Source organism: Dechloromonas sp. A34, from assembly GCF_026261605.1.
Lineage (GTDB): Bacteria > Pseudomonadota > Gammaproteobacteria > Burkholderiales > Rhodocyclaceae > Azonexus.
In genome coordinates, this window is sequence record NZ_CP102486.1 from 610377 (window position 1) to 630228 (window position 19852).

Below are 19852 nucleotides of genomic sequence, written 5' to 3' on the forward strand. Positions count from 1 at the left end.
GACTGTATGAAAACACAGTTTTCAGTGCGGCGATGCCGGTTGAATTATTCTGGCGCTGACAATGTTTTCCTAGGCGGCGGGATGTTTGTCCCGCCGACCGCTTGAAGGGGGCTACGCGATCAGGCGGGGGTGAGGGCGTTCGCCTTGGTGAACATGTCCCATTCTTCAGGGTCGAGTTCGAGATCCATCGGATCGCCTTCAACATCGACCTTGACGAGAAAGAAGCCTTCGGCATCTTTGTATTCGTTGATAGTGCTAACCGTCACGGCGGGAAAGCCGTTGCTGGACTTCCAGATGCCTAATGCGGGTGTGGCCATGGTGATTTCTCCTGGGCGGGTGGGGAAAACAGATTCGCTGCATCAGTCAGCTAGATATTGAAGTCGGGTTATTAGTTCCGGGATTTTTGGGTCATGAATTGCCGCCCTCCTACCCTTGTGGTTTCCTAGTACCGATCGTTCTGGGGCCGCATGGGCATATCACCAAACCTGCTAATATTCCTGCTTCGCTGCGATGCAACAAAAACCATAAATAATGTCTACCCCAACTGACCGCATGAGCCCCGAAGAACGCCGCGCCGGCGCTTCACTGGCTTCCATCTTCGCCCTGCGCATGCTCGGGCTTTTCCTGATCCTGCCGGTGTTTTCGGTCTATGCGAAGACCCTGCCAGGGGGTGACAACCTGGCGCTGGTCGGTCTGGCGCTCGGGGCCTACGGCCTGACCCAGGCCTTTTTCCAGATTCCCTACGGCATCGCCTCCGACCTCTGGGGGCGCAAGCTGGTCATCGTCATCGGCCTGGTGATCTTCGCTGTCGGCAGTTTCGTCGCGGCCTGGGCGCCGGACATGCACTGGATCATCGTCGGCCGTGTCCTGCAGGGGGCGGGGGCGATTTCGGCGGCGGTGACCGCGCTGGCCGCCGACCTCACGCGCGAGGAGCACCGGACCAAGGTGATGGCGATGATCGGCTCGTCGATCGGCCTGGTCTTCGCACTGTCGCTGGTCGGTTCGCCGCTGCTCTACGGCTGGATCGGCATGGGCGGGCTGTTCAGCCTGACCGGGATTCTCGCCCTGCTGGCCATCGTGCTGCTGGCCAAGGCCGTGCCCTCGGCGCCGGCGCCGCTCGGGCGCAAGCCACTGAACCTGCGCCAGGTATTGCTGGACGCCGACCTGCTGCGCCTGAACCTGGGCATTGGCATGCTGCACATGGTGCAGATGGCGATGTTCGTCGTGCTGCCGCATGCGCTGGTCAATCACGGCGGGCTCGAAGCGACGGCCCACTGGAAAGTCTATCTGCCGGCGGTGCTGGTCTCGTTTGCGATCATGGTGCCGGCGATCATCGCCGCCGAGCGTAAAGACAAGATGCGGCAGATCTTCTGCGGCGCCGTCGCGCTGCTGGTCGTCGTCCAGCTCGGCCTGCTCTTTTTCGGCCAGAGCCTGTGGACTCTGGCGCTCTGGTTGCTGCTCTTTTTCGTGGCTTTCAACATCCTCGAAGCGACGCTACCGTCGCTGGTTTCGCGCACTGCGCCGCCTGCCGCCAAGGGCGCGGCCCTGGGCGTTTACAACACGACTCAGGCCATCGGCCTGTTCATCGGCGGCGCGGCCGGGGGATATATTGCGCAGCATTTCGGCGATAATGCGGTTTTTGCCGCCGGTGCCGGGCTGATGGTGCTCTGGCTGGTGGTGGCGATCTCGATGAATTTTCCGCAACGGCGAACAGCCGCCAGCGTGGGTCAAACAGCTTAGAGGACATTTTCATGGCATCGGTTAACAAGGCAATCATCGTCGGTAATCTGGGCAAGGACCCGGAGGTTCGTTACACCGCCAGCGGCGAGGCGATGTGCAACATCACGGTGGCGACCAGCGAAAACTGGAAGGACAAGGCAACCGGCGAGAAGAAGGAACTGACGGAATGGCATCGCATTTCATTTTTCGGCAAGCTCGCCGAAATCTGCGGTCAATATCTGAAGAAGGGCTCGCAGGTCTATGTCGAAGGCAGCATTCGCACCCGTAAATGGACCGACAAGGATGGCCAGGAGCGCTACACCACCGAGATTCGCGGCGATGAAATGAAGATGCTGGGCTCGCGCCAGGGCATGGGCGCACCGGCCGGTGGCGGCGGCGGTTACGATAGCGAACCGACCGACTACGCGCCGGCCCCGGCCAAGAACAAGCCGAAGCCCTCGTTCGACGATCTGGGCGACGATATCCCATTCTGAAATATACCTAAGTAGTAGACGTAAACAAACCCAGACAGGTTCATAGCCTGTCCGGGTTTTTTATTGCCTGGCGCGGGCCGTGGGGCTAGCTCCGGGGTTCCGTGCAGGCGTGGCCGAAGGCGGATTTCATGATCGTTTCCGGCAGATGCTGGGCGGCGCTCTGCGCTGATCCGGCGGCCGATATTCCGGCGATTTCGTCGCCGGCTTCGCCCAGCAGGTTGATTCGCTCGATTTCCATGGTTGTCGTGGGGCATGAGAAGCGGACAAAAAGGTGGGCGGTCTTTACCTGATGGAAGCTGTGGAAGGAGCGCGGCCGGGGAAACTCGACGCGCAGGCGGGCAGCTTGCAGCCCGGTCTGGTCGGCGGCTGGTGTCCGCATCAGAAACCACTGGCTCCCGTGGCGGTCGTGAGCGAGTGCAATCGAATTTTCGGCATGGACCGACTCGAAAAAGGACAACAGGCAAGCAAGCAGAAAAAAATTCTGGACAGAAAACATCATCTCCCCCCGGAGAAAAGAAAAAGCGAAGCCCCCTGGCGGCTTCGTCAGAGCATGATGGTCAGCAATAACCATGCCGATGATGTGGTTTCAGTGGCTTGGATATTGCTTGGTGCCACGGGTTTTGCGCCCCCTTGAGCAATCTGCAGTCAAAGTGAACCCGATTTCAACAAAATTATGTGCGGCGACGCGCAGTGCCTGCCTTGCTGTCCTGGCGGCGGTTCTGCTGACCGGATGCGCCGGCGAAGAGATCGTCCGCGGGCGGCTGGACTACGATCTGCGTCCGGTCGAGGCGAGGCGCCAGATCAACTGGCCCGGGCCACCCGAGACGCCGCGTTTTCGCTATGTCGGGGAGCTGGTAGGCGAGCCCAATTTCGTGGACATCAGCGACCAGAACACCAGTCTCCTGCTGCGCTCGGCAATCCTGGTCGGAAAATGGGTGGCCGGCCTGCTCTCGGTCAATGAAAAACTGCTGCTGCATCGTCCGATGCATGGGGCTTCGGATGCTGCGGGCCGGGTGCTGGTCGTCGACGCCGGACGCAATGCGATCCTGGTTTTTGAACCGCAGGCCGAGGAAGCAAAAAAAGGCGAAGGCGAACTGCTGGTGTGGACGCAGGCCGAGGAGTGGGTGTCGTTTCAGTCACCGATCGCGCTGGCCTTCGCGTGGAAGGGCCAGCTGGCCGTTTCCGACGCCAAGTTGAAGACCGTCTATCTCCTCGACGGCAAAGGGCTGCCCGTCGGCAAGCTCGGCACCGGCTTGCTCGAACGGCCGACCGGCGTGGCGTTCGACGCCGCCCGGGGCGATCTCTACGTGGCCGATACCGAGGCCAGCAACGTCAAGGTGTTTGGCGAAGATGGCGCCTTGCGCAGAACCATCGGCAGCCCCGGCAGCGGCCCCGGCGAATTCAACGCACCCACCCATCTGGCGTTTGCGGGCGGCAGCTTGTATGTCAGCGATGCCTTGAACAATCGCATCCAGGTCTTCAGCCCCGAGGGCAATTTCCTGCGTGCCACGGGCGAGGCCGGGGTCCATGTCGGCCAGCTGAGTCGTCCGAAAGGCGTGGCCTTCAGCGCCGAGAACAAACTGGCCTATGTCGTCGAGTCCTACTTTGCCCATCTGCTGGTCTACGACCAGCAAGGGCAGTTCTTGCTGGGTATCGATGGCTCCGGATTGCCCACGGGAAAATTCATGCTGCCGGCGGGCGTCTGGCTGGGAAGCGACGGCAAAGTTTTCGTGGCCGACATGTACAACAACCGCGTGGTGGTTTTTGAATATTTGGCGGCTCAGAACAACTGAACCGCAATCGAGGATTTTCCCAAGTATTGGACTCTTCCGGCATGAGCCTCTCGATTTTGAGAGGGAATCCGTGCCGGTCAGAACCGAATGGCGTCAATTTTGCCTCGCGCACCGCGCGGGCTTCACTAAAAAATAGGAGCAACGAATGAAACCCTGGCTCATCCTGATCAATGACTTCTGCCACGACCTGTTCACCGGCTTGTGGTTCGGCAGTTTTCTGACCCTTGCCATCTTGCGCGGCAAGGTTGGCGACGCAGCCCTGCTCGGCGAGCTGACCGATACCTTCTTCTGGCTCTGTCTGGGTTCGCTGGGCGCGATCATCATGACCGGGGTCTTCCGCTTCTTCTATTACCGGAACTGGGACAGTGCCGAGATGGCGGGCATCAAGAAGCGTCTGCTCAAGGTCAAGCATGCCATCCTCGGCTCGTCGATGCTGCTCGGTACCGGGCTGGTCATCGCGTGGGCGCTGTGAGCGGCGCGGCATCGGCGCCGGAGATCGCCCGGCGCGTGCAGGCCATGCTGGCCGCGGGCGTCGATGGCGCCGGCGATGGCTTCGAGGCCCTGGCCCTGGATATCTTCGCCCTGCAATACGCCGGCAACGCGCCGTACCGCGCCTATTGCGATGCGATCGGCATCGTTCCGGACCAGGTCGGCGCCTGGCAGGACATCCCGGCCTTTCCGTGCGAGAGCTTCAAGAAGGAATTGGTCACCTCCTTCCCGTTCGACCAGGCAGTCATGGCGCAGCTCACCGGCGGCACCACGGCCATCGTCCGCGGCCAGATCTTCCGCGACGAAATCGGCCGCCAGCTGGTTCTGGAAGCCAATCGCGTGATGACCGAGGCCTACCTTTTCCCGGATTTCGCCCAGAACCAGCGCTGTCGCGTGCTGATTCTCGCGCCCAGCCCGGAAATGGCGCCATCCATGGGCATGGCGATCGGCATGGAAGAGACGCGCCGGCATTTCGGCACCGAAGACAGCTGTTTTCTGCTCAACCATGGCGGCATCGACATCGCCCAACTGGTCAAGGCGCTGGCCCAGGCCGAAGCCACGGGAGTACCGATCGCGATGATCGGCTCGACCTCGGCCTTCGTGTTCTTCTTCAATGCCTGCAAGAAGAAGGGCATTTCCTTCCATCTGCCGCAGGGCAGCCGGATCGGCGACGGCGGGGGCTACCGCGGCCGCTTCGGCGAACTGAGCCAGGAGGATTACTGGCAACTGGCCTGGGAAGTCCTGGGCATCCCTTATTCACACTGCGTCAACGTGCTGGGCATGGCCGAAAGCGCCACCAATTTCTTCGACGACAGCCTGCGGCGCGCGTTCAAGGGGCTGCCGACCCGCAAGCGCCTGCGTCCCTGCCCGCCGTGGACGCGGACCGTCGCGGTCAGTGCCGAGGATCTGCGGCCGCTGCCGCCCGGGGAGATCGGCCTGTTGCGCCATTACGATCTGGTCAATCTGCCCACCGTGCTCGCTGTGCAGACTGACAACCTCGGCTACACCGATGCCCAAGGCAATTTCCAGATCGTCGGCCGCGCCCAGCAGGACAAGGCGACCGGCAAGGTGTCGGCCGTCCCCAGTGAGCGCACCGTCGGGCCGATGGGTGACAAGCCGATCCTCCGCTTCCTCGAAGCCTATGTGAATTTTTCCATCCGCTTCAAGTCGGGCTGGCTCAAGGCGCGCACGCCGCTGGTGCCGCCGGCGTGCCCGTGCGGCGAGTTGGCCGATGCAATGATCGAAGAAACCGATGCGGGCGCCCTTGGCGGGGCAGTCTTGGCAGGAAAACCATGAAGAAAATACTTTTTGTCGCCCCCCGTACCACTGCTGGGGCGTCCAGGTGATCGGCACCTGGCCCCCGCTACAGATCGCCTATCTGGCCGGAGTTGCCCTCGAGGCCGGCTACGAAGCGCGCGTCTTCGACGCCATGAACAAGAACCTGACGTTCGACGACGTCCGCGCCGAGATCGAACGCTACCGGCCTGACGTCGTGCTCTCGATGGACTACCTGCCGGTGTCCGGGGCGATCAGCACGGCGACGGTGCCCGCGGCGCTCAAGACCCTGGCCATCGCCAAGGAAGTCGATCCGGGAATCGTGACCATCATCGCCGGACCGCACCCGACCTTCCTGTTCAAGGAGATCCTCAGCGATCCGATCAGCCCGCCGGATTTCGTGCTGCGCGGCGAGTCGGAAGCGACGCTGCGCGAACTGCTGCGCCACTATCCCGACGGCGACTGGCGCAGCCTCGACGGCATCGCCTATCGCGACGGCCAATTGCCGGTGTCAACGCGCCTGCGCGCCCACATCGACGACCTCGATACCCTGGCTCCGGCCTGGCATCTGCTCGACTGGGAGGACTACCACTACAACATCGAACCCTGGGGCCGGATGGGGTCGATCCTGACCACGCGCGGCTGCATGATGCAGTGTTCCTTCTGCTCGCACCGCGTCTTCTGGCGTGGCGACTGGCGGGTGCGTGACCCGGCCAAGGTGATCGAGGAAATCCGCCATCTGGTCGACACCTACCAGGTCGAGTTCATCACCCTGATCGACCCCTACCCGACCAAGGACCGCGAACGCTGGGAGCGCCAGCTCGACCTGCTGATCGAGGCGAAGATCAACGTCCGCCTGCTGATGGAGACGCGCGTCGAGGACATCATCCGCGATGCCGACCTGCTGCATAAATACCGCGACGCCGGCATCATCCACATGTACCTGGGGGCGGAGAGCAGCTCCGACACCACGCTCAACAGCCTGAACAAAGGCACCAACGTCGACCAGAACAAACTCGCCATCGACCTCTTGCGCGAGCACGGCATCATGACCGAAGCCTCGTTCATGATCGGTTTCCCCGAGGAGACCTTCGAGAGCGTCGACAAGACCATCTCCGAGGCCGTGCGGCTCAATCCGGATATCGCGGTCTTCCCGCTGATCACGCCGATGCCGTTCACGCCGCTCTACAAGCAGATGAAGGATCGCATCCGGGTCTTCGATTACGCCAAATACAACCTGATGACGCCGATCATCGAGCCCTACGCCATGACGCTCGAGCAGGTCAGCGGCGAACTCGCCCGCTGCTACATGACCTTCTACGGCCAGAAGATGAAGGAAGTGCTGGCTCTCGAGGATGGCTTCAAGCGGCGCTACATGCTCAGCGCCTTCAAGGCGATGATGAAGGACTTCCACAAGCATTTCGATTTTGGCGGCAAGGCCATCCCGCACGATATGCCGGGCCTGCACGAGCTGAAGCAGGCGGTCGACGCGACCTGAATCCCGTGCCCTCGTGCCGGGGGCTTTCCTGAGGTTGAGAAGTTTCATGTCGCTTGTGTTGATTCGCCAGAGCTGCGGAGCCTGCCCCGAATGCTGTCTTTGATTGCCGGTTTTTACCCATGGCTCAAGGCCTTGCATGTCGTTTGCGTGATCCTCTGGGTCGGGCCGCAGCTGGTGCTGGGATTGCTGGTTCTCGCCTTGCGCCATCGGCAGACCACGAATCCTTCCCGGGACGACGAATTCGTTTCCCGGCTGGGATTTCTGGTCAATGGGCTGCTCAATGTCGCCATGCTGGGGGCTTTTCTGTTCGGCACGCTGATGGCTTGCGCCATCTGGGCCCAGGGTGGGGCGCTGCCGGGCTGGTTGTGGTCGAAAATTGGCCTTGTTTTTGCTTTGTCCACGCTTCACGGTTTGCTCTTCAGGCAGTTCCGGCACGCCATGCGTGACCAGACCATTTGGGGCTCGCGCCGCTTCGACCTCGTTCAAGCATTGGGTCTGGGCGCGACGCTGGCCATCGTGCTGCTCGTAGTCGTCAAGCCGACAGGGAATGGATAAGTCAATCCGACGTGAGTCGAGGATAACAACAATGAATGTGCTAGCCGCTTGGTCGATGCGATCTCTTGGGAGTCGCCTGCTTGACGCGCCCTCCCTTATGGCGTCGAGCATGCGGGTTCTCGTGCTGGCGCTGGTCGGGTTGTTGGCGGTCGCCGCGACGCAGGTCGCCGCGGCGCCGGTATCCAATATTCGGATGACCAAGCACAATCTGTCCAAGGACGGCGGTCAAACGGTGCGGGCCAATGCCACGCCGACTGCCGGGCAGTCCACCACGGACCAGATTTGCGTCTTCTGCCATACGCCGCACGCCGCTAGTTCGGGGAAGTCGCCGCTATGGAACCGGGCGACCAGTGCGGCCTCGACCTATACCGGCTACACCTCGCTGTCGATGGATGCCGATGGCGGCGCCTTCCAGACCGACAATACCAAGGGCCGCCCCGCCGGCGCCTCCCTGCTGTGCCTCTCGTGCCATGACGGCACAATCGCGCTGGGCAACCTCAACGTGCTCAACGGCCGGACGCCGGTCATCATCGACATGGTCGGCGGCACCGCCGACGACAAGATGCCCACCGGTAGCGGGACCACCACCGGGTTCACCCGGGTCATCGGCGCCGACCTGAGCAACGACCACCCGATCTCGGTCACCTACAACAACGCGCTGGCTTCGGCGGACAAGGAGCTGCGCCCGATGAACGCCAGCCAGCAGCACCCGATTTCCGGCCAAATCGGCTCGATACTCGGTATCCGCAGCCCCGGTTACAAGCCCCTGTTGCCCCTGGCGCCGACCGGCACCGCCGGCGCCGGCCAGGTGCAGTGCTCGACCTGCCACGATCCGCACCTCTACGATTCAGCCGACCCCAACCGCAAGTTCCTGCGCGCCAACCGCCTGCAGGTGACGGCACCGACCGGCGGCGCCTTCAGTGAGGCGAATGACATCATTTGCCTGGCTTGTCATGACAAGATGGGCACCGAGTGGTCCAATTCGGCCCATGCCAACACCTCCACGGCGAGCTACGCCTACACGGGTGCCGCCACGACCCAGCGCCAGTTCGCGGCCGGCACCCCGGTCTGGAAGGCGGCCTGCCTGAACTGCCATGACACCCACACGGTCGCCGGCGCCCGCCGCCTGCTGCGCGAAGGGACGACCAGCACGGCGACGCCGAAAGCCGGCGGCAAGTCGGCGATCGAGGAAACCTGCTACCAGTGCCATACGGCCTACAACGCGACCACGCCGCCGAACGTCCTGACCCAGTCGGGCACCCTCACCGCGACCACCGGTGTGCCCAATATCAAGTCGGAATTCGGCCGCCCGGTTCGCATGCCGATCAAGGACGCTGACCAGGGGGGCGGTGGCAACACGACCGAAGTCCATGACATTTCCGATGCCGATTTTTCGGAAACGCGTGAAAAACTGGGTCTGCTCGACAAGAAAAACCGGCATGTGGAATGCACCGACTGCCACAACCCCCACCGCGTGATCCGCAATACCAAGATCGACGGTTCCGGGGTCACCACGCAGCGTACCCATGTCGCCGGCGGCTCGGCCGGTTCCTACACCGTGGAATCCGACGGCAATGTCGCCTCCGGCGTATTGCGCGGCGCCTGGGGGGTCGAGCCGGTCGATGCCCTTCTCAACGGTATTACCGACTGGCCGGAAGCGCCGACCAACTACGAAGTCAAAAAAGGGGTCACGGGAACCGGTACGGCGCGATCGTCGACCTGGCTGACGCGGGAATACCAGCTGTGCTTCAAGTGCCACTCAACTTACAGCAATACCGCCGGCTCTTTCCCGACGCTGGGCCACACCGGCGGCACCCCGAGCGGCACCAACGGCATGACGACCTACACCAACGTGGCCGCCGAATTCGCCGTCAATGCCACCGATCCGCCGAGCACCGGCACCGACCAAGGCGAAAAGGGCGAGGGATCGAACAGCCCCGAGGATTCGGCAAGCATCGAGCCGATCGGCTCCTATCCGGGCAATGCCACGACCAGCAACATGACGGCGACGACCAACGTCAACCATCGCTCCTGGCACCCGGTACGCTGGCCGACCGGCCGCAGCCGCGACGAACGGCGCATGCAGGCCACCGGCGGCAACTTCCGGGCGCCTTTCGGCACCCGGGTCGGCACGCAGACCATGCATTGTTCGGATTGCCACGGCAACGCGACATCGTGGACACAGGGTACGGGCCCCAAGCTGGATCAAGTCCAGGGGCCGCACGGTTCAGAAGACTACTTCCTGCTCAAAGGCAGCTGGTCGTCCAGCACCTCGATCAGCAGCCCGGGATTCTGCGGCAACTGCCATAACCCGAGCGCTTCGTCGGGCAGCGGAGACGACTATGCCGGTTCCAGCGGCTTCAACAACTCCGGCGAGGATGGCGGCGGCGGGCACGGCAACGAGCACGGTGGCAAAGCCTGCGTCAAGTGCCACGTCGCCGTGCCGCACGGCTGGCGGAACAAGGCTTTCCTGGTCAACCTGAATTGCGTGGGCAGGGAGGCCGGCGCCACCTATACGGGCTGCATGAATTTCAGCGACAACTCGGCGACGGTCGCCCCCTACTATCAGGGTGCGACGCTGCGGGTCAAGACCTGGCCGGCCAGCGGCAACTGGTCGGCGAACAAATGCGGCAAAGGCAGCAGTACAGCTCGCGACTGGATGCGCTCGGTATGCGACAACTGACGCTGGCCAGGCGCTGGCCGTTCGCGGCAGGCCTTGTTCCGGGACGGTCGGCCAGCGGCCTGCTGGCGGCGCTGGCATCGCCCAAATGGATGCTCGCCTTCTTCGTCTTCGCGGCGATCAGCGCCGTCGTCTCGATGGAGCACCCGGACTGGGTCACGCCGGTCTGGATGCTGCCCCTGGGCATCTTCTGCCTGTCGCTGCTCGCCGCGATGGCGACCAATCCCCGCCTGCGCAGCGATCTGCCGCTGCTCGGCCTGCATCTCGGCCTCTTTGCGATGATCGTGCTGTTTGCCGCGGCGCGCCTGACCTATCTCGACGGCCATGTCTCGCTGGAGCGCGGCCAGTCCTTCAACGGCAAGCTCGATATCGCCGAGCAGGGCCCCTGGCACTTCGGCAAGCTGGCGCAACTGCGCTTCGCCAACGACGGCTTCGAGGAAACCTTTCGCCCCGGCGAACGCTGGGAGGTCACCGCCAACCGCGTCCACTGGTGGAACGACACCGGTCAGCGGCAGAGTGCCAGCATCGGCGAAGCGCGCCCGTTGCTCATGAGTGGCTACCGTATCTACACCACCTTCAACCGCGGGTTCAGCGTGCACTTTCAATGGGAAAACGCCGCCGGCGAAGTGGAACTCGGCAACGTCCAGTTGCGTCCGGGGGAGCATGACCTGGCCAACGAATGGCGGCTGCCGAACGGCTTCAAGGTCTGGGCCATGCTGCAACCGCAGGAAAGCCTGCAGATCCGGCCCGGTGAAAGCCGCCGCAATCTCGGTGTCGGTACCCTCGGGCATCGCCTGGTTATCCGCCATGGCGAACAGCGCCATGTGATCGCCCGCGGCGAGAGCCTCGAGTTGCCGGGTGGCCGTCTGACCTATCGCAAGCTGGATACCTGGATGGGCTATCGGCTGGTTTTCGATCCAACCGTCCATTGGCTGGGCGCCGCCGGACTGTTCTCGGTGCTGTGCATGGTCGTGTACTACGGACGTCTGTTCATCAGAAAGCGCACAACATGAAAGCTTCGCGGTCGACCGCCAATTTTCTGCGTTTCGCCCTGGGGGCGGCCAGCCTGCTCCCCGCCCTGGCCTGGGCCAACGGAGCCACCTGGACGGAGCCCCGGACAGGCATGGCGTTTACGCGGATGGCCAAGGGCTGCTACGCGATGGGCGTCGCCGACGACCAGCCGGCGCGCGAGGAAGGCTATATCTATGCTCGCCGGGTGGCCAACGAAATGCCGGCGCACGAGGTCTGTCTCGACGAATTCTGGATCGGCCGCTTCGAAGTCACGGAAGCCCAGTGGCAAACCCTGATCGGGACGCCGCGGCGCCCGGTCGGCCCCGGGCATCCGGTGACCGGCATCAGCTGGCAGGAGGCGCAGACTTTTGCCCGGCGGCTGAGCGAGATTTCGGACAAGGGCGACCAGTTCCGACTGCCGACCGAAGCCGAATGGGAATACGCCTGCCGCGCCGGCGAGCCGGCCTCGAGTGGCCCCCCCTATACCGACGAAATCGCCGGCAAGGCCTGGTTCTCGTTTCATTATGAAAAGAAGACCGGCGAGCGCCATGCCAGCGTGCATCCGGTCGGCACCCGCCAGGCCAATGCCGCCGGCCTGCACGACATGCTCGGCAATGCCTGGGAGTGGGTGCAGGACAGCTACCGGGACGATGCTTATCGCCTGCATGCCCGGCGTAACCCCGTGATCGAACAGGACGGCGCCGCCCGCGCTATCCGGGGCGGCGGTTTCCGCACTGCCCGCCACTTCATCCGTTGCGCCGCCCGCGCCTGGCAGGACGGCGCCACCCAGACCGACACCATTGGCTTTCGCCTGGTGCGTATCCCGCGAGGTGAGAAATGATGCGCCGGCTGTTTGCCCTCATCTCGCTGCTCTTCGGTCTGGCATTCGCTCCGACATGGGCGGCGAGCGATCCGGACGCCGATCTGCCCAAGGAGATCGTCGCCAACGGTGTCGAGTTCATGCTGGTTCCCGGCGGCTGGTTCCACTACGCGGTCTATGGCGCCCAGATGCGTGACGGCAAGCTGCGCTATCGGCCGCGGCGGGAGATCAAGGTCTGGGCCGATACCATGTACATCGGCAAGTTCGAAGCGCGGGCCCGCGACTTCACCCGCTTCATGAATTCCGGCGAAGCCCGCCATGCCCGCCAGTATTACCCGCCGCCCAACGCCTTGTCGGACGCCTACGGGGCCTATGACGGCTGCTCGGTCCGGGTCGACGAGCAGGGCAGTTTCTTCGAACGCTTCCCGGACAACAACCTGCCGGCGACCAATCTGTCCTGGGACCTGGCCCACGAATTCGCGGCCTGGATGGGCTTCCGCCTGCCGACCGACGCCGAGTGGGTGCATGCCTTCCGGGGCGACGACAAGCGGCTCTATCCCTGGGGTGACGAGTTTCCGGACGACACCCACGCCGTCTTCCAGGAGGGCGCCACGGCATGCAATGTCTTCCCGGTCGACAGCAACCCCAAGGGCCGCTCGCCCTACGGCGTCTATAACATGGCCGGCAACGCCTTCGAATACGTGGCCGACTGGACCAACGACCTCTACGAAGGCACGCTTGAGGACGGCGCGCGCAATCCCCATGCCGCCGAGCCTTTCGCGTCGCCCAAGCTCGAATTCGAAACCCATGGGCAGCTACGCGGCGGGCGCTGGGCTTCCGGGCCCTATCAGCTGGCGATGACCGGCAACCGCCAGACCCAGCGCCACGACGATGGCTTCATCTGCTACGGCACGCGCTTCGCGCTCAGCGTCGACCAGGCCCGCGCCTATCTGGCGGACGGCAAGGCGCGGGCCGTCACGCCGTGAGCATCGCTTCGCCCGCAGACCAGCCGCCCGCTCGCCGGCGCCGCGACCGCCGCCCGCTCGCCGTCGTTCTCACCGTGCTTGCCGTGGTCGGCTTCGGATATGCCTTCCAGCACATGCCCGCCAACAGCGTCGTGGCCGATCCGGCCGCCGCCAACATCGAGCAACTGGCGGCCAGCATTGGCGAGCGCCAGGAGGTCGACATTCCGGTCCCGGTCGAGGAACAGGTCGATCCGGCGCTTCCCGATTCGCCGGATATCCGCCACAAGCTCAAGGAAGCCAGCGACCTGATCCGCGCCAAGCGCTACGACGATGCGATCCGCCATCTCAATCAGTCGCGCGCGCAGTTGAAGGACGTCCCGCAAACCTACCTGGTCCTCGGCCGGGCGCTGGAAGGCCGGCGCGACTACAGCACGGCCCGCGATTTCTACAACGCGGCCCTCAACAAGAATCCAGCCTTGGCGGACGCCCACTGGGGCTACGCCACGACTTCGGAAAGTCTTGGCGATCTGCCGTCGGCACTGGGCGCGATGCGCAGCTACCTGCATACCGAGTCCGACGCCGATCCCTTCCGCAAGCGCATCGCCCAGGCTCGCTCCGCCATCTGGGAGTGGGAATCCCGTCTCGGTCGCGGCGCCTGGGGGGCGAGCAAGGGGATTCCGGCGGGCTTCACCGCCGCCGAACTGAAGCGCGACGGCCGCGGCGTCGCCATCAAGATGCCGATCGGCGGCGGCGAAAACCCGGCCGGCGTGACCGCCTACGAAATCAAATCTGCAGACAAGAAGGAAATCTACAAGCGATGAGCCTGCTCGACATTGAACTGCTGTCCTTCTGGAGTGCCCTGGTCGGCTATTCCGTGGCGACGGCCATCGCCCTCTGGGCACTGGTTTTCGGCAAGCGCCCCGAGCGCACGCTGATGGGCCTGATCCTGCTCGCCTTCCTGTTGCATAGCTGCGCCATCGGCGCCCGCTGGATTCGCATCGACCATCTGCCGGTCGGCAATACCTTCGAAATGCTCTCGGCCAATATCTGGGGCCTGATGGCGGCGGTCACCATCGGCTACTGGCGCTTGCCACGGATGCGCGCCTTCGCCGCCATCGTGCTGCCGGTCGTGATGATAATGATGGCCTGGATGCTGCTACTGCAGCGGGCCGATTCGTCGCTACCGCCGACTTACCATACGGTCTGGCTGTTCATCCACATCGGGTTCATCAAGCTCTTCCTCGGCTGCGCCTTCATCGCGCTCGGCATCGCCGGAATCATCCTGCTGCGCGCCGCCGGCGTCGGCACGGCACGCCTGGCGCGGATGCCCGAGGACGAAGCCCTGGACCGCACCGCCTACCGCTGCATGGGGCTGGCACTGATCTTCGACACCCTGGGCATCATGGCCGGCGCCATCTGGGCCCAGGACGCCTGGGGCCGCTACTGGTCCTGGGACCACCTGGAGATCTGGTCCCTGCTGACCTGGCTGTCGATCGGCCTGACCCTGCACGTGCGCAAGCCCTTCAACACCTCGCCGCGGACCAACGCCTTGCTCGTGGTGGGCACCTGGCTGGTGGCCTTCTTTACCTTTTTCGGCATTCCCTTCGTCTCGACCGCGCTGCATAAAGGGATGATCTGACGTGCCGCTGTCCCCGCTCGCCGAGCGTTTCCATGCCCTGCTGGCCGCTCTCAACGCGGCGGTGCTCGGTCAGGCCGTACTCTGCGAACGCCTGCTGATCGCACTGCTCGCCGAAGGGCATGTCCTGCTCGAAGGCCCGCCGGGAATGGCCAAGACCCGGGCGGTCAAGATCCTGGCCGGCCTGCTCGACGCCTCCTTCCAGCGCGTGCAATTCACCCCGGACCTGCTGCCGGCCGACCTCACAGGAACCGACATCTTCAATCCGCAGACCGGAGCTTTCCGTTTCGAGCCCGGTCCGTTGTTCCATCAGCTGATCCTCGCCGACGAGATCAACCGGGCGCCCGCCAAGGTTCAGTCGGCCCTGCTCGAAGCGATGGCCGAACGGCAGATTTCGGTCGGCCGCACGACCTATCGCCTGCCCGATCCCTTCCTGGTCATGGCGACCCAGAATCCGCTCGAGCACGAAGGTACCTACGCCTTGCCGGAAGCCCAGCTCGACCGCTTCATGCTGCATGTGCGTATCGACTACCCGGATCTCGCGACCGAAAAGGCGATCCTGGCGCTGGTACGGGCCGAAGCCCTGGGCGAGCGCCCGCCAGCGCCGGTTCCGAACCCCGCCCAAACCATGCGCTGCGAGGAGATTCTGGCTGCCCGGCGCGAAGTCCTGGGCGTCTATCTGGCGCCCGAGGTTGAAAACTATCTGCTGCGCCTGGTGGCCGGCACCCGGCCCGGAGGGCAAACGCTCCCGGCGCTGCGTGGGATGCTGCGCTTCGGTGCCAGCCCGCGGGCGGCGATCGCGCTCGAGCGTGGTGCTCAGGCCAAGGCCTGGCTGGCTGGTCGGGATTTCGTCACTCCGGCCGACATCCAGGCGCTGGCGCCCGATGTGCTGCGCCACCGGATCGGCGTTTCCTACGAGGGCGAAGCCAATGGCATGGCTGCCGAGGATATCGTCCAGGCGCTGCTCGACCAAATCGATCGGCCATGACGCAGCCGTCCCCCGATCGGCAGCCGGCGCCGGGCGAGGGTGTCGTGGTTCGGCTCGCCGAACTGATCGCCCTCCGGCAGACGGCGGTCAGGTCGCCGCCGCCGCTCGCCAGCCGCTCGCTGCCCGGCGGGGCGACACCGCAGCGGCTGGGCATCAATAGCCAGGGCCTGGCCTATCTGGGCTCCCGGCCGCACCAGAACGGCGACGACCGCCGCGCCGTCGACTGGCGGCAGAGCGCCCGCCGGGGCCGCCTGTATACGAAGCAGTTCGCCGAAGAGCACGAGCGGCCGATACAGTTTCTGGTCGATATGGGCGCCAGCATGCGCTTCGGCACACGGGTTGCGTTCAAGTCGGTGGTGGCCGCCCGCATCGCCGGCCATCTCGCCTGGCGCTTCGCGGCCGCCGGCGAGCGGGTGGGCGGGTTGGCCTGGACCGGTCGTGCCCGGCCGGAACTCGACGCCCGCCATGAGAAACACGGGTTGCTGCCACTGCTCAAGCTGTTCGCGGATGCTTCCGCGGAGGCGCCCGCTACCGCTCCGGGTCTCGACTGGCCCTTGCATCGGCTGGCCCAAAAACCGGGCCTGGCCGCCACCGTCGTGATCAGCGATTTCGCCGGGCTGAGCGCCGAAGCCGAAGGCAGTCTGCGGATCTGCGCCCGGCGCAACCATCTGATCCTGATCCACGTCCATGACCCGTTCGAGCAGAATCCGCCCCCCGGCATCTATCGCCTCAACGATGGCCGGGACAGCGTGACGCTCGATCTGCACGCCGGCCCGACACGCGACGCGTTCGTCGCCCGCTTCGCGGCCTGCAGCGAACGTTTGCGCCACCTGGCGCAAGCTGTCCGGGCCGACTATTTGCCCATTGCGACCAATGCCGACCTGCCTGCTACGCTGCAGGGCGCCTGGCGCCGTTTTCCCGGTCAAGGCCGTGCCCGCGCCCGGGATTGAGCAGCTCCGCGACATCCACCCGCCGCCCCTGATGGCAGCGTGGGAGGCGCTCGGCGCGTGGTCGCCGCTGTTGCTGGCCGGCCTTGCCGCGGCGGGCGTCGCCTGGTGGCTGCTTCGCCGCCACCGGTGCCGGCCATCGGTGGTTGCCCGGCGCCTGACCCTGGCGCAGCTGCGAGCCGCGCAGGAGCGCCATGCCCGTGATGGCGACGCGGTGCGCTATGCCCGCGAGCTCGATGCGCTGCTGCGCCGGGAAGCGCTGCGCCGTTATCCCGACGCCAACCTTCGGCGCCTGACCGGGGACGACTGGCTTGCCTTTCTCGACCGCACCGGCGGCACGGATGCCTTCTTCTGCGGCCCCGGGCGCTGCCTGGCGACCCTGCCTTACCAGCGCGACGGGCGCCTGGAGTCGGCCGCGGTCGCCGCGCTCGTCGCCCGCTGGCTGGCGCATTGAGCATGCCCGTATTGGCCTGGCCGCTGGCACTGCTCCTGCTGCCCTTGCCGTGGCTGGCCGCCCGCTGGTTGCCCCTGGCGGAAGCCGGGCCGGCGCTGCGCCTGCCGGGGCGGCCCTTCCTTCAGGGCAGCAGGTACTTCGCCGCGACCGGGCGCCGGCCGGGCGGGGTGGCGGTCCTGGTCTGGCTCTGCCTGGTCGTTGCCCTGGCCCGTCCGCTGTGGCCGGAGGTGGTGCCGACGGAGGCCGGCCCGGCGCCCTCCGACCTGCTGCTGGTCCTCGATGTTTCGGCCAGCATGGACGCCGAGGACCTGCTGCTGCACGGCCGGCCGGCCTCGCGCCTGACGGTGGCCAAGGCGATCGCCGCCGAACTGGTGCACAGTCTGGGCCCCGGCCGGGCAGGCCTGGTCGTCTTTGGCAGCGCGGCGCACGTGCACACGCCGCTGACCCGCGACAAGGCGGCGCTGCTTGACGGCCTGGCGGCACTCCAGAGCGGACTGGCCGGTCGCGGCTCCGCGCTCGACGATGCCATCGTCCTGGCCGCCGAGCGTCTGGCCGGGACGAGCGCTGGCCGGCAGTCGATGCTCGTTCTGAGCGATGGCGCGGCCCGGCCCGGCGGGAAAGCCGTCGCCGGCAATGTCGGCGGCGTCGCGCCCGGCGACCTCAAAATCCATGCCTTGCTGGTCGCCGGCCGCCGCCCGGCCAGCGGGTCCGGCGAAGCTGATTCGGCGAGCCTGCAAGCCCTGGCCGAACGGAGCGCCGGGTCCTTCGCCCGCGTCGCCGACGGCGACGGACTCCGCGCCTTTCTGCAGGGTATCCGGCAGGCGGCCGGCCCCGGGAGGCCGCCGGCGACCCGCTGGCGCGAACTCTATCCCTGGCCGCTGGCCCTGGCCCTGGTGCTGTCCGTCGGCCTGGGGCTTGATCGCATCCGGCGGCGGGGCGGCTAAGTGGCCGATCTCTCGTTCGCCCGCCCCTTGTGGTGGCTCGCGCTGTTGCCGCTGGCCGCGTGCTGGTGGGTGATCTGGTCCAGCGGCCGGCCGGGCGCCGGGCGCTGGCGGGGTGTCGTCGATGCCCACTTGCTGCCGCATGTCGTGATCGAGCGGGAACGTTCCGGCCATCACGCCAGCCGGCTCGCCTTGCTGGCGCTGGCCTGGCTGACGGCAGTGGCGGCGCTGGCCGGTCCGCAGCTCGGCCAGCCCGCCGCCCAGAAGAGGGCAGGGGAGCGGGCGCTGGTTCTGCTGATCGAGATTCCCGAGGCCACCGGGCTGGCCGGCGATGTCCGCCGCAACTGGGAAAGCGTTAGGCAAGATGCGCTGGCCCTGCTGAGGCTACTGCCCGGCCACGAGACGGCGGTCGTGCTGTATTCCCGCCACCCCTTCCTGCTGGTGCCGCCGACGGCCGACCGCGCGAGCACGGAACATCTGCTGCAGGGCCTGAGCCCGGGTTTGCTGCCGGCCTATGGCGCGCGCCCCGAGCGGGCTCTGGGGATGGCGGACGAGGTTCTGCGGCGAAACGGTTTTGAGCAGGCGGATATCGTCTGGCTGACGGCCGGCGACATCGCGTCCGCCAACGGCGCCGTGCCGCCCGTCGAGGGCCGCGTCGCGGTGCTTTTTTACGGCAGTGACGGGCAACTGGCCGCCCGACTCCAGCGCCATGCCGAGAGCACGGGGGGCTTTTTTCATAGTCCGGCCAGCGGCCGCGCCCTCGCCACGCTTCCCGAGCTGCGGCCGTGGCTGGCATCGGCGGCCCCTGCGCCGCCGGCCGGCGAGACGCTGCCGTTCGAACTGGGGCCAGTCCTGATCGCCCTGATCCTGCCGCTGGCGCTATTCGCTTTCCGGCCGGGCGTGCTGCCCGTCGTCTTCGCCGTCGCTTTGAGTTGCGGGCTGCTCAGCCCCCCCGAGGCCCTGGCGGACGATGCCCGCCCGGTCTGGAGCGACCGGCTGCTGGCGGTGGCCCCCTTGGTCGATCCCTGCTGGCGGGCCGTGGCCCACTATCGGCTGGCGCGTTACCGCGAGGCGGCCGCGTTATGGCGCGACTGCCCGGGCGCCGATGCGGCGTTCAACCGTGGCAATGCGCTGGCCCGGGCCGGCCAGTTCGATGAGGCGATCCTCGCTTACGACCAGGCGCTGGCGCTGCGCGCCGACGATGCCGATTTCCGGTTCAATCGCGGCCTCGTCCAGGGGCTGCTCAAACCGCCCCCGCCACCACCACCTCCTCCAAAAACGGGGCGGGGTGCCACCCGGCCGGTGTCGCCCGACCATGCGGAAACGCCATCCGCCGATCCCGGCCCGGTGCCGCCGTCTGACGCCAGGCGCTTCGCCGAGCGGCCGACACGCGCGGTGCCCGAGACCGAGCAGGATTTCTGGCGGCGTCTGATCGAACTCCAGGCGCCGCGCCGAAAACCGCAAGCGGACAACTAGCGGGCGTTCGGGTCTAATGCCGGGCAATGAGATGAATTCTGGAAATGCCTTTGTGTCCCTTTCTAACTTTTGCGGTGAGCCGTCGGCTTTTTGTGCCGGTCCGCGCGGCTG

21 protein-coding genes are annotated in these 19852 nt (G+C 65.6%); 19 read left to right on the forward strand and 2 right to left on the reverse strand.

Annotated elements, in window-relative coordinates; genetic code table 11:
* Nucleotides 1–119: 119 nt before the first annotated feature.
* Nucleotides 120–317: a hypothetical protein gene (locus NQE15_RS02970; protein ID WP_265946376.1), complete on the reverse strand. Its 198-nt coding sequence runs from the start codon at nucleotides 315–317 to the stop codon at nucleotides 120–122.
* Between the two features lie 235 nt (nucleotides 318–552).
* On the opposite strand from NQE15_RS02970, the gene NQE15_RS02975 reads away from it, so the two are divergent.
* Both NQE15_RS02975 and ssb read left to right on the forward strand, forming a co-directional pair.
* Complete coding sequence (locus NQE15_RS02975) at nucleotides 553–1740, forward strand: MFS transporter (RefSeq protein ID WP_265946378.1); 1188 nt, start codon at nucleotides 553–555, stop codon at nucleotides 1738–1740.
* 11 nt (nucleotides 1741–1751) lie between these two features.
* Nucleotides 1752–2213 (forward strand): single-stranded DNA-binding protein, encoded by a 462-nt coding sequence (gene ssb, locus NQE15_RS02980; RefSeq protein WP_265946380.1) that lies wholly within the window; start codon nucleotides 1752–1754, stop codon nucleotides 2211–2213.
* Between the two features lie 85 nt (nucleotides 2214–2298).
* Here the strand turns inward: ssb and NQE15_RS02985 are convergent, their stop codons facing one another.
* Nucleotides 2299–2592, reverse strand: coding sequence for a hypothetical protein (locus tag NQE15_RS02985; RefSeq protein ID WP_265946382.1), 294 nt, complete (start codon nucleotides 2590–2592; stop codon nucleotides 2299–2301).
* A gap of 54 nt (nucleotides 2593–2646) precedes the next feature.
* Here NQE15_RS02985 and NQE15_RS02990 point away from each other — a divergent pair, with 54 nt between their 5' ends.
* The 17 genes from NQE15_RS02990 (at nucleotide 2647) to NQE15_RS03070 (ending at nucleotide 19741) form a co-directional block, all read left to right on the forward strand.
* Nucleotides 2647–2847 carry a hypothetical protein gene (locus NQE15_RS02990; RefSeq protein ID WP_265946383.1) on the forward strand — a complete coding sequence of 67 codons (201 nt, stop codon included), beginning with the start codon at nucleotides 2647–2649 and terminating at the stop codon, nucleotides 2845–2847.
* A 16-nt stretch (nucleotides 2848–2863) separates the two neighbouring features.
* On the forward strand, nucleotides 2864–4006 hold the full coding sequence (locus NQE15_RS02995) for a 6-bladed beta-propeller (RefSeq protein WP_265946384.1): 1143 nt from the start codon (nucleotides 2864–2866) through the stop codon (nucleotides 4004–4006).
* Between the two features lie 145 nt (nucleotides 4007–4151).
* Complete coding sequence (locus NQE15_RS03000) at nucleotides 4152–4478, forward strand: hypothetical protein (protein WP_265946385.1); 327 nt, start codon at nucleotides 4152–4154, stop codon at nucleotides 4476–4478.
* Nucleotides 4466–5791, forward strand: a complete 1326-nt coding sequence (locus NQE15_RS03005; RefSeq protein WP_265946387.1) for an acyl-protein synthetase — start codon at nucleotides 4466–4468, stop codon at nucleotides 5789–5791. The genes NQE15_RS03000 and NQE15_RS03005 overlap by 13 nt, the downstream gene beginning before the upstream one ends.
* A 46-nt stretch (nucleotides 5792–5837) precedes the next feature.
* The gene (locus tag NQE15_RS03010) at nucleotides 5838–7268 is read left to right on the forward strand and encodes a B12-binding domain-containing radical SAM protein (RefSeq protein WP_265946389.1); all 1431 of its coding nucleotides are present in this window, start codon (nucleotides 5838–5840) and stop codon (nucleotides 7266–7268) included.
* Between the two features lie 90 nt (nucleotides 7269–7358).
* A complete protein-coding gene (locus tag NQE15_RS03015) occupies nucleotides 7359–7823 on the forward strand; it encodes a CopD family protein (RefSeq protein ID WP_265946391.1) in 465 nt (154 codons plus the stop codon).
* 109 nt (nucleotides 7824–7932) lie between these two features.
* Entirely contained in the window at nucleotides 7933–10506 is a 2574-nt protein-coding gene (locus NQE15_RS03020) for a cytochrome c3 family protein (protein WP_265946394.1), read from the forward strand.
* On the forward strand, nucleotides 10494–11516 hold the full coding sequence (locus NQE15_RS03025; RefSeq protein WP_265946396.1) for a hypothetical protein: 1023 nt from the start codon (nucleotides 10494–10496) through the stop codon (nucleotides 11514–11516). The genes NQE15_RS03020 and NQE15_RS03025 overlap by 13 nt, the downstream gene beginning before the upstream one ends.
* A complete protein-coding gene (locus NQE15_RS03030) occupies nucleotides 11513–12355 on the forward strand; it encodes a formylglycine-generating enzyme family protein (RefSeq protein ID WP_265946398.1) in 843 nt (280 codons plus the stop codon). Before NQE15_RS03025 ends, NQE15_RS03030 begins: the two co-directional genes overlap by 4 nt.
* Nucleotides 12352–13320, forward strand: coding sequence for a formylglycine-generating enzyme family protein (locus tag NQE15_RS03035; protein WP_265946400.1), 969 nt, complete (start codon nucleotides 12352–12354; stop codon nucleotides 13318–13320). The genes NQE15_RS03030 and NQE15_RS03035 overlap by 4 nt, the downstream gene beginning before the upstream one ends.
* Nucleotides 13317–14120, forward strand: coding sequence for a tetratricopeptide repeat protein (locus tag NQE15_RS03040; protein WP_265946402.1), 804 nt, complete (start codon nucleotides 13317–13319; stop codon nucleotides 14118–14120). Before NQE15_RS03035 ends, NQE15_RS03040 begins: the two co-directional genes overlap by 4 nt.
* Nucleotides 14117–14938 carry a cytochrome c biogenesis protein CcsA gene (ccsA, locus tag NQE15_RS03045; RefSeq protein ID WP_265946404.1) on the forward strand — a complete coding sequence of 274 codons (822 nt, stop codon included), beginning with the start codon at nucleotides 14117–14119 and terminating at the stop codon, nucleotides 14936–14938. Before NQE15_RS03040 ends, ccsA begins: the two co-directional genes overlap by 4 nt.
* 7 nt (nucleotides 14939–14945) lie before the next feature.
* On the forward strand, nucleotides 14946–15923 hold the full coding sequence (locus tag NQE15_RS03050) for an AAA family ATPase (protein ID WP_416336525.1): 978 nt from the start codon (nucleotides 14946–14948) through the stop codon (nucleotides 15921–15923).
* Nucleotides 15920–16873, forward strand: a complete 954-nt coding sequence (locus NQE15_RS03055; protein ID WP_265946408.1) for a DUF58 domain-containing protein — start codon at nucleotides 15920–15922, stop codon at nucleotides 16871–16873. Before NQE15_RS03050 ends, NQE15_RS03055 begins: the two co-directional genes overlap by 4 nt.
* A 31-nt stretch (nucleotides 16874–16904) precedes the next feature.
* A complete protein-coding gene (locus NQE15_RS03060; RefSeq protein ID WP_416336496.1) occupies nucleotides 16905–17324 on the forward strand; it encodes a DUF4381 domain-containing protein in 420 nt (139 codons plus the stop codon).
* 2 nt (nucleotides 17325–17326) lie between these two features.
* Nucleotides 17327–18268 (forward strand): VWA domain-containing protein, encoded by a 942-nt coding sequence (locus tag NQE15_RS03065; protein WP_265946412.1) that lies wholly within the window; start codon nucleotides 17327–17329, stop codon nucleotides 18266–18268.
* Nucleotides 18269–19741 carry a tetratricopeptide repeat protein gene (locus tag NQE15_RS03070; RefSeq protein WP_265946414.1) on the forward strand — a complete coding sequence of 491 codons (1473 nt, stop codon included), beginning with the start codon at nucleotides 18269–18271 and terminating at the stop codon, nucleotides 19739–19741.
* Nucleotides 19742–19852 lie beyond the last annotated feature (111 nt).

Bases quoted from the DNA above. Each gene is read 5' to 3' on its own strand.
- NQE15_RS02970 (WP_265946376.1), bottom strand. From the start codon at position 317: ATGGCCACACCCGCATTAGGCATCTGGAAGTCCAGCAACGGCTTTCCC.
- NQE15_RS02975 (WP_265946378.1), top strand. From the start codon at position 553: ATGAGCCCCGAAGAACGCCGCGCCGGCGCTTCACTGGCTTCCATCTTC.
- ssb (WP_265946380.1), top strand. From the start codon at position 1,752: ATGGCATCGGTTAACAAGGCAATCATCGTCGGTAATCTGGGCAAGGAC.
- NQE15_RS02985 (WP_265946382.1), bottom strand. From the start codon at position 2,592: ATGCGGACACCAGCCGCCGACCAGACCGGGCTGCAAGCTGCCCGCCTG.
- NQE15_RS02990 (WP_265946383.1), top strand. From the start codon at position 2,647: ATGGACCGACTCGAAAAAGGACAACAGGCAAGCAAGCAGAAAAAAATT.
- NQE15_RS03000 (WP_265946385.1), top strand. From the start codon at position 4,152: ATGAAACCCTGGCTCATCCTGATCAATGACTTCTGCCACGACCTGTTC.
- NQE15_RS03015 (WP_265946391.1), top strand. From the start codon at position 7,359: ATGCTGTCTTTGATTGCCGGTTTTTACCCATGGCTCAAGGCCTTGCAT.
- NQE15_RS03020 (WP_265946394.1), top strand. From the start codon at position 7,933: ATGCGGGTTCTCGTGCTGGCGCTGGTCGGGTTGTTGGCGGTCGCCGCG.
- NQE15_RS03025 (WP_265946396.1), top strand. From the start codon at position 10,494: ATGCGACAACTGACGCTGGCCAGGCGCTGGCCGTTCGCGGCAGGCCTT.
- NQE15_RS03030 (WP_265946398.1), top strand. From the start codon at position 11,513: ATGAAAGCTTCGCGGTCGACCGCCAATTTTCTGCGTTTCGCCCTGGGG.
- NQE15_RS03035 (WP_265946400.1), top strand. From the start codon at position 12,352: ATGATGCGCCGGCTGTTTGCCCTCATCTCGCTGCTCTTCGGTCTGGCA.
- ccsA (WP_265946404.1), top strand. From the start codon at position 14,117: ATGAGCCTGCTCGACATTGAACTGCTGTCCTTCTGGAGTGCCCTGGTC.
- NQE15_RS03055 (WP_265946408.1), top strand. From the start codon at position 15,920: ATGACGCAGCCGTCCCCCGATCGGCAGCCGGCGCCGGGCGAGGGTGTC.
- NQE15_RS03060 (WP_416336496.1), top strand. From the start codon at position 16,905: ATGGCAGCGTGGGAGGCGCTCGGCGCGTGGTCGCCGCTGTTGCTGGCC.
- NQE15_RS03065 (WP_265946412.1), top strand. From the start codon at position 17,327: ATGCCCGTATTGGCCTGGCCGCTGGCACTGCTCCTGCTGCCCTTGCCG.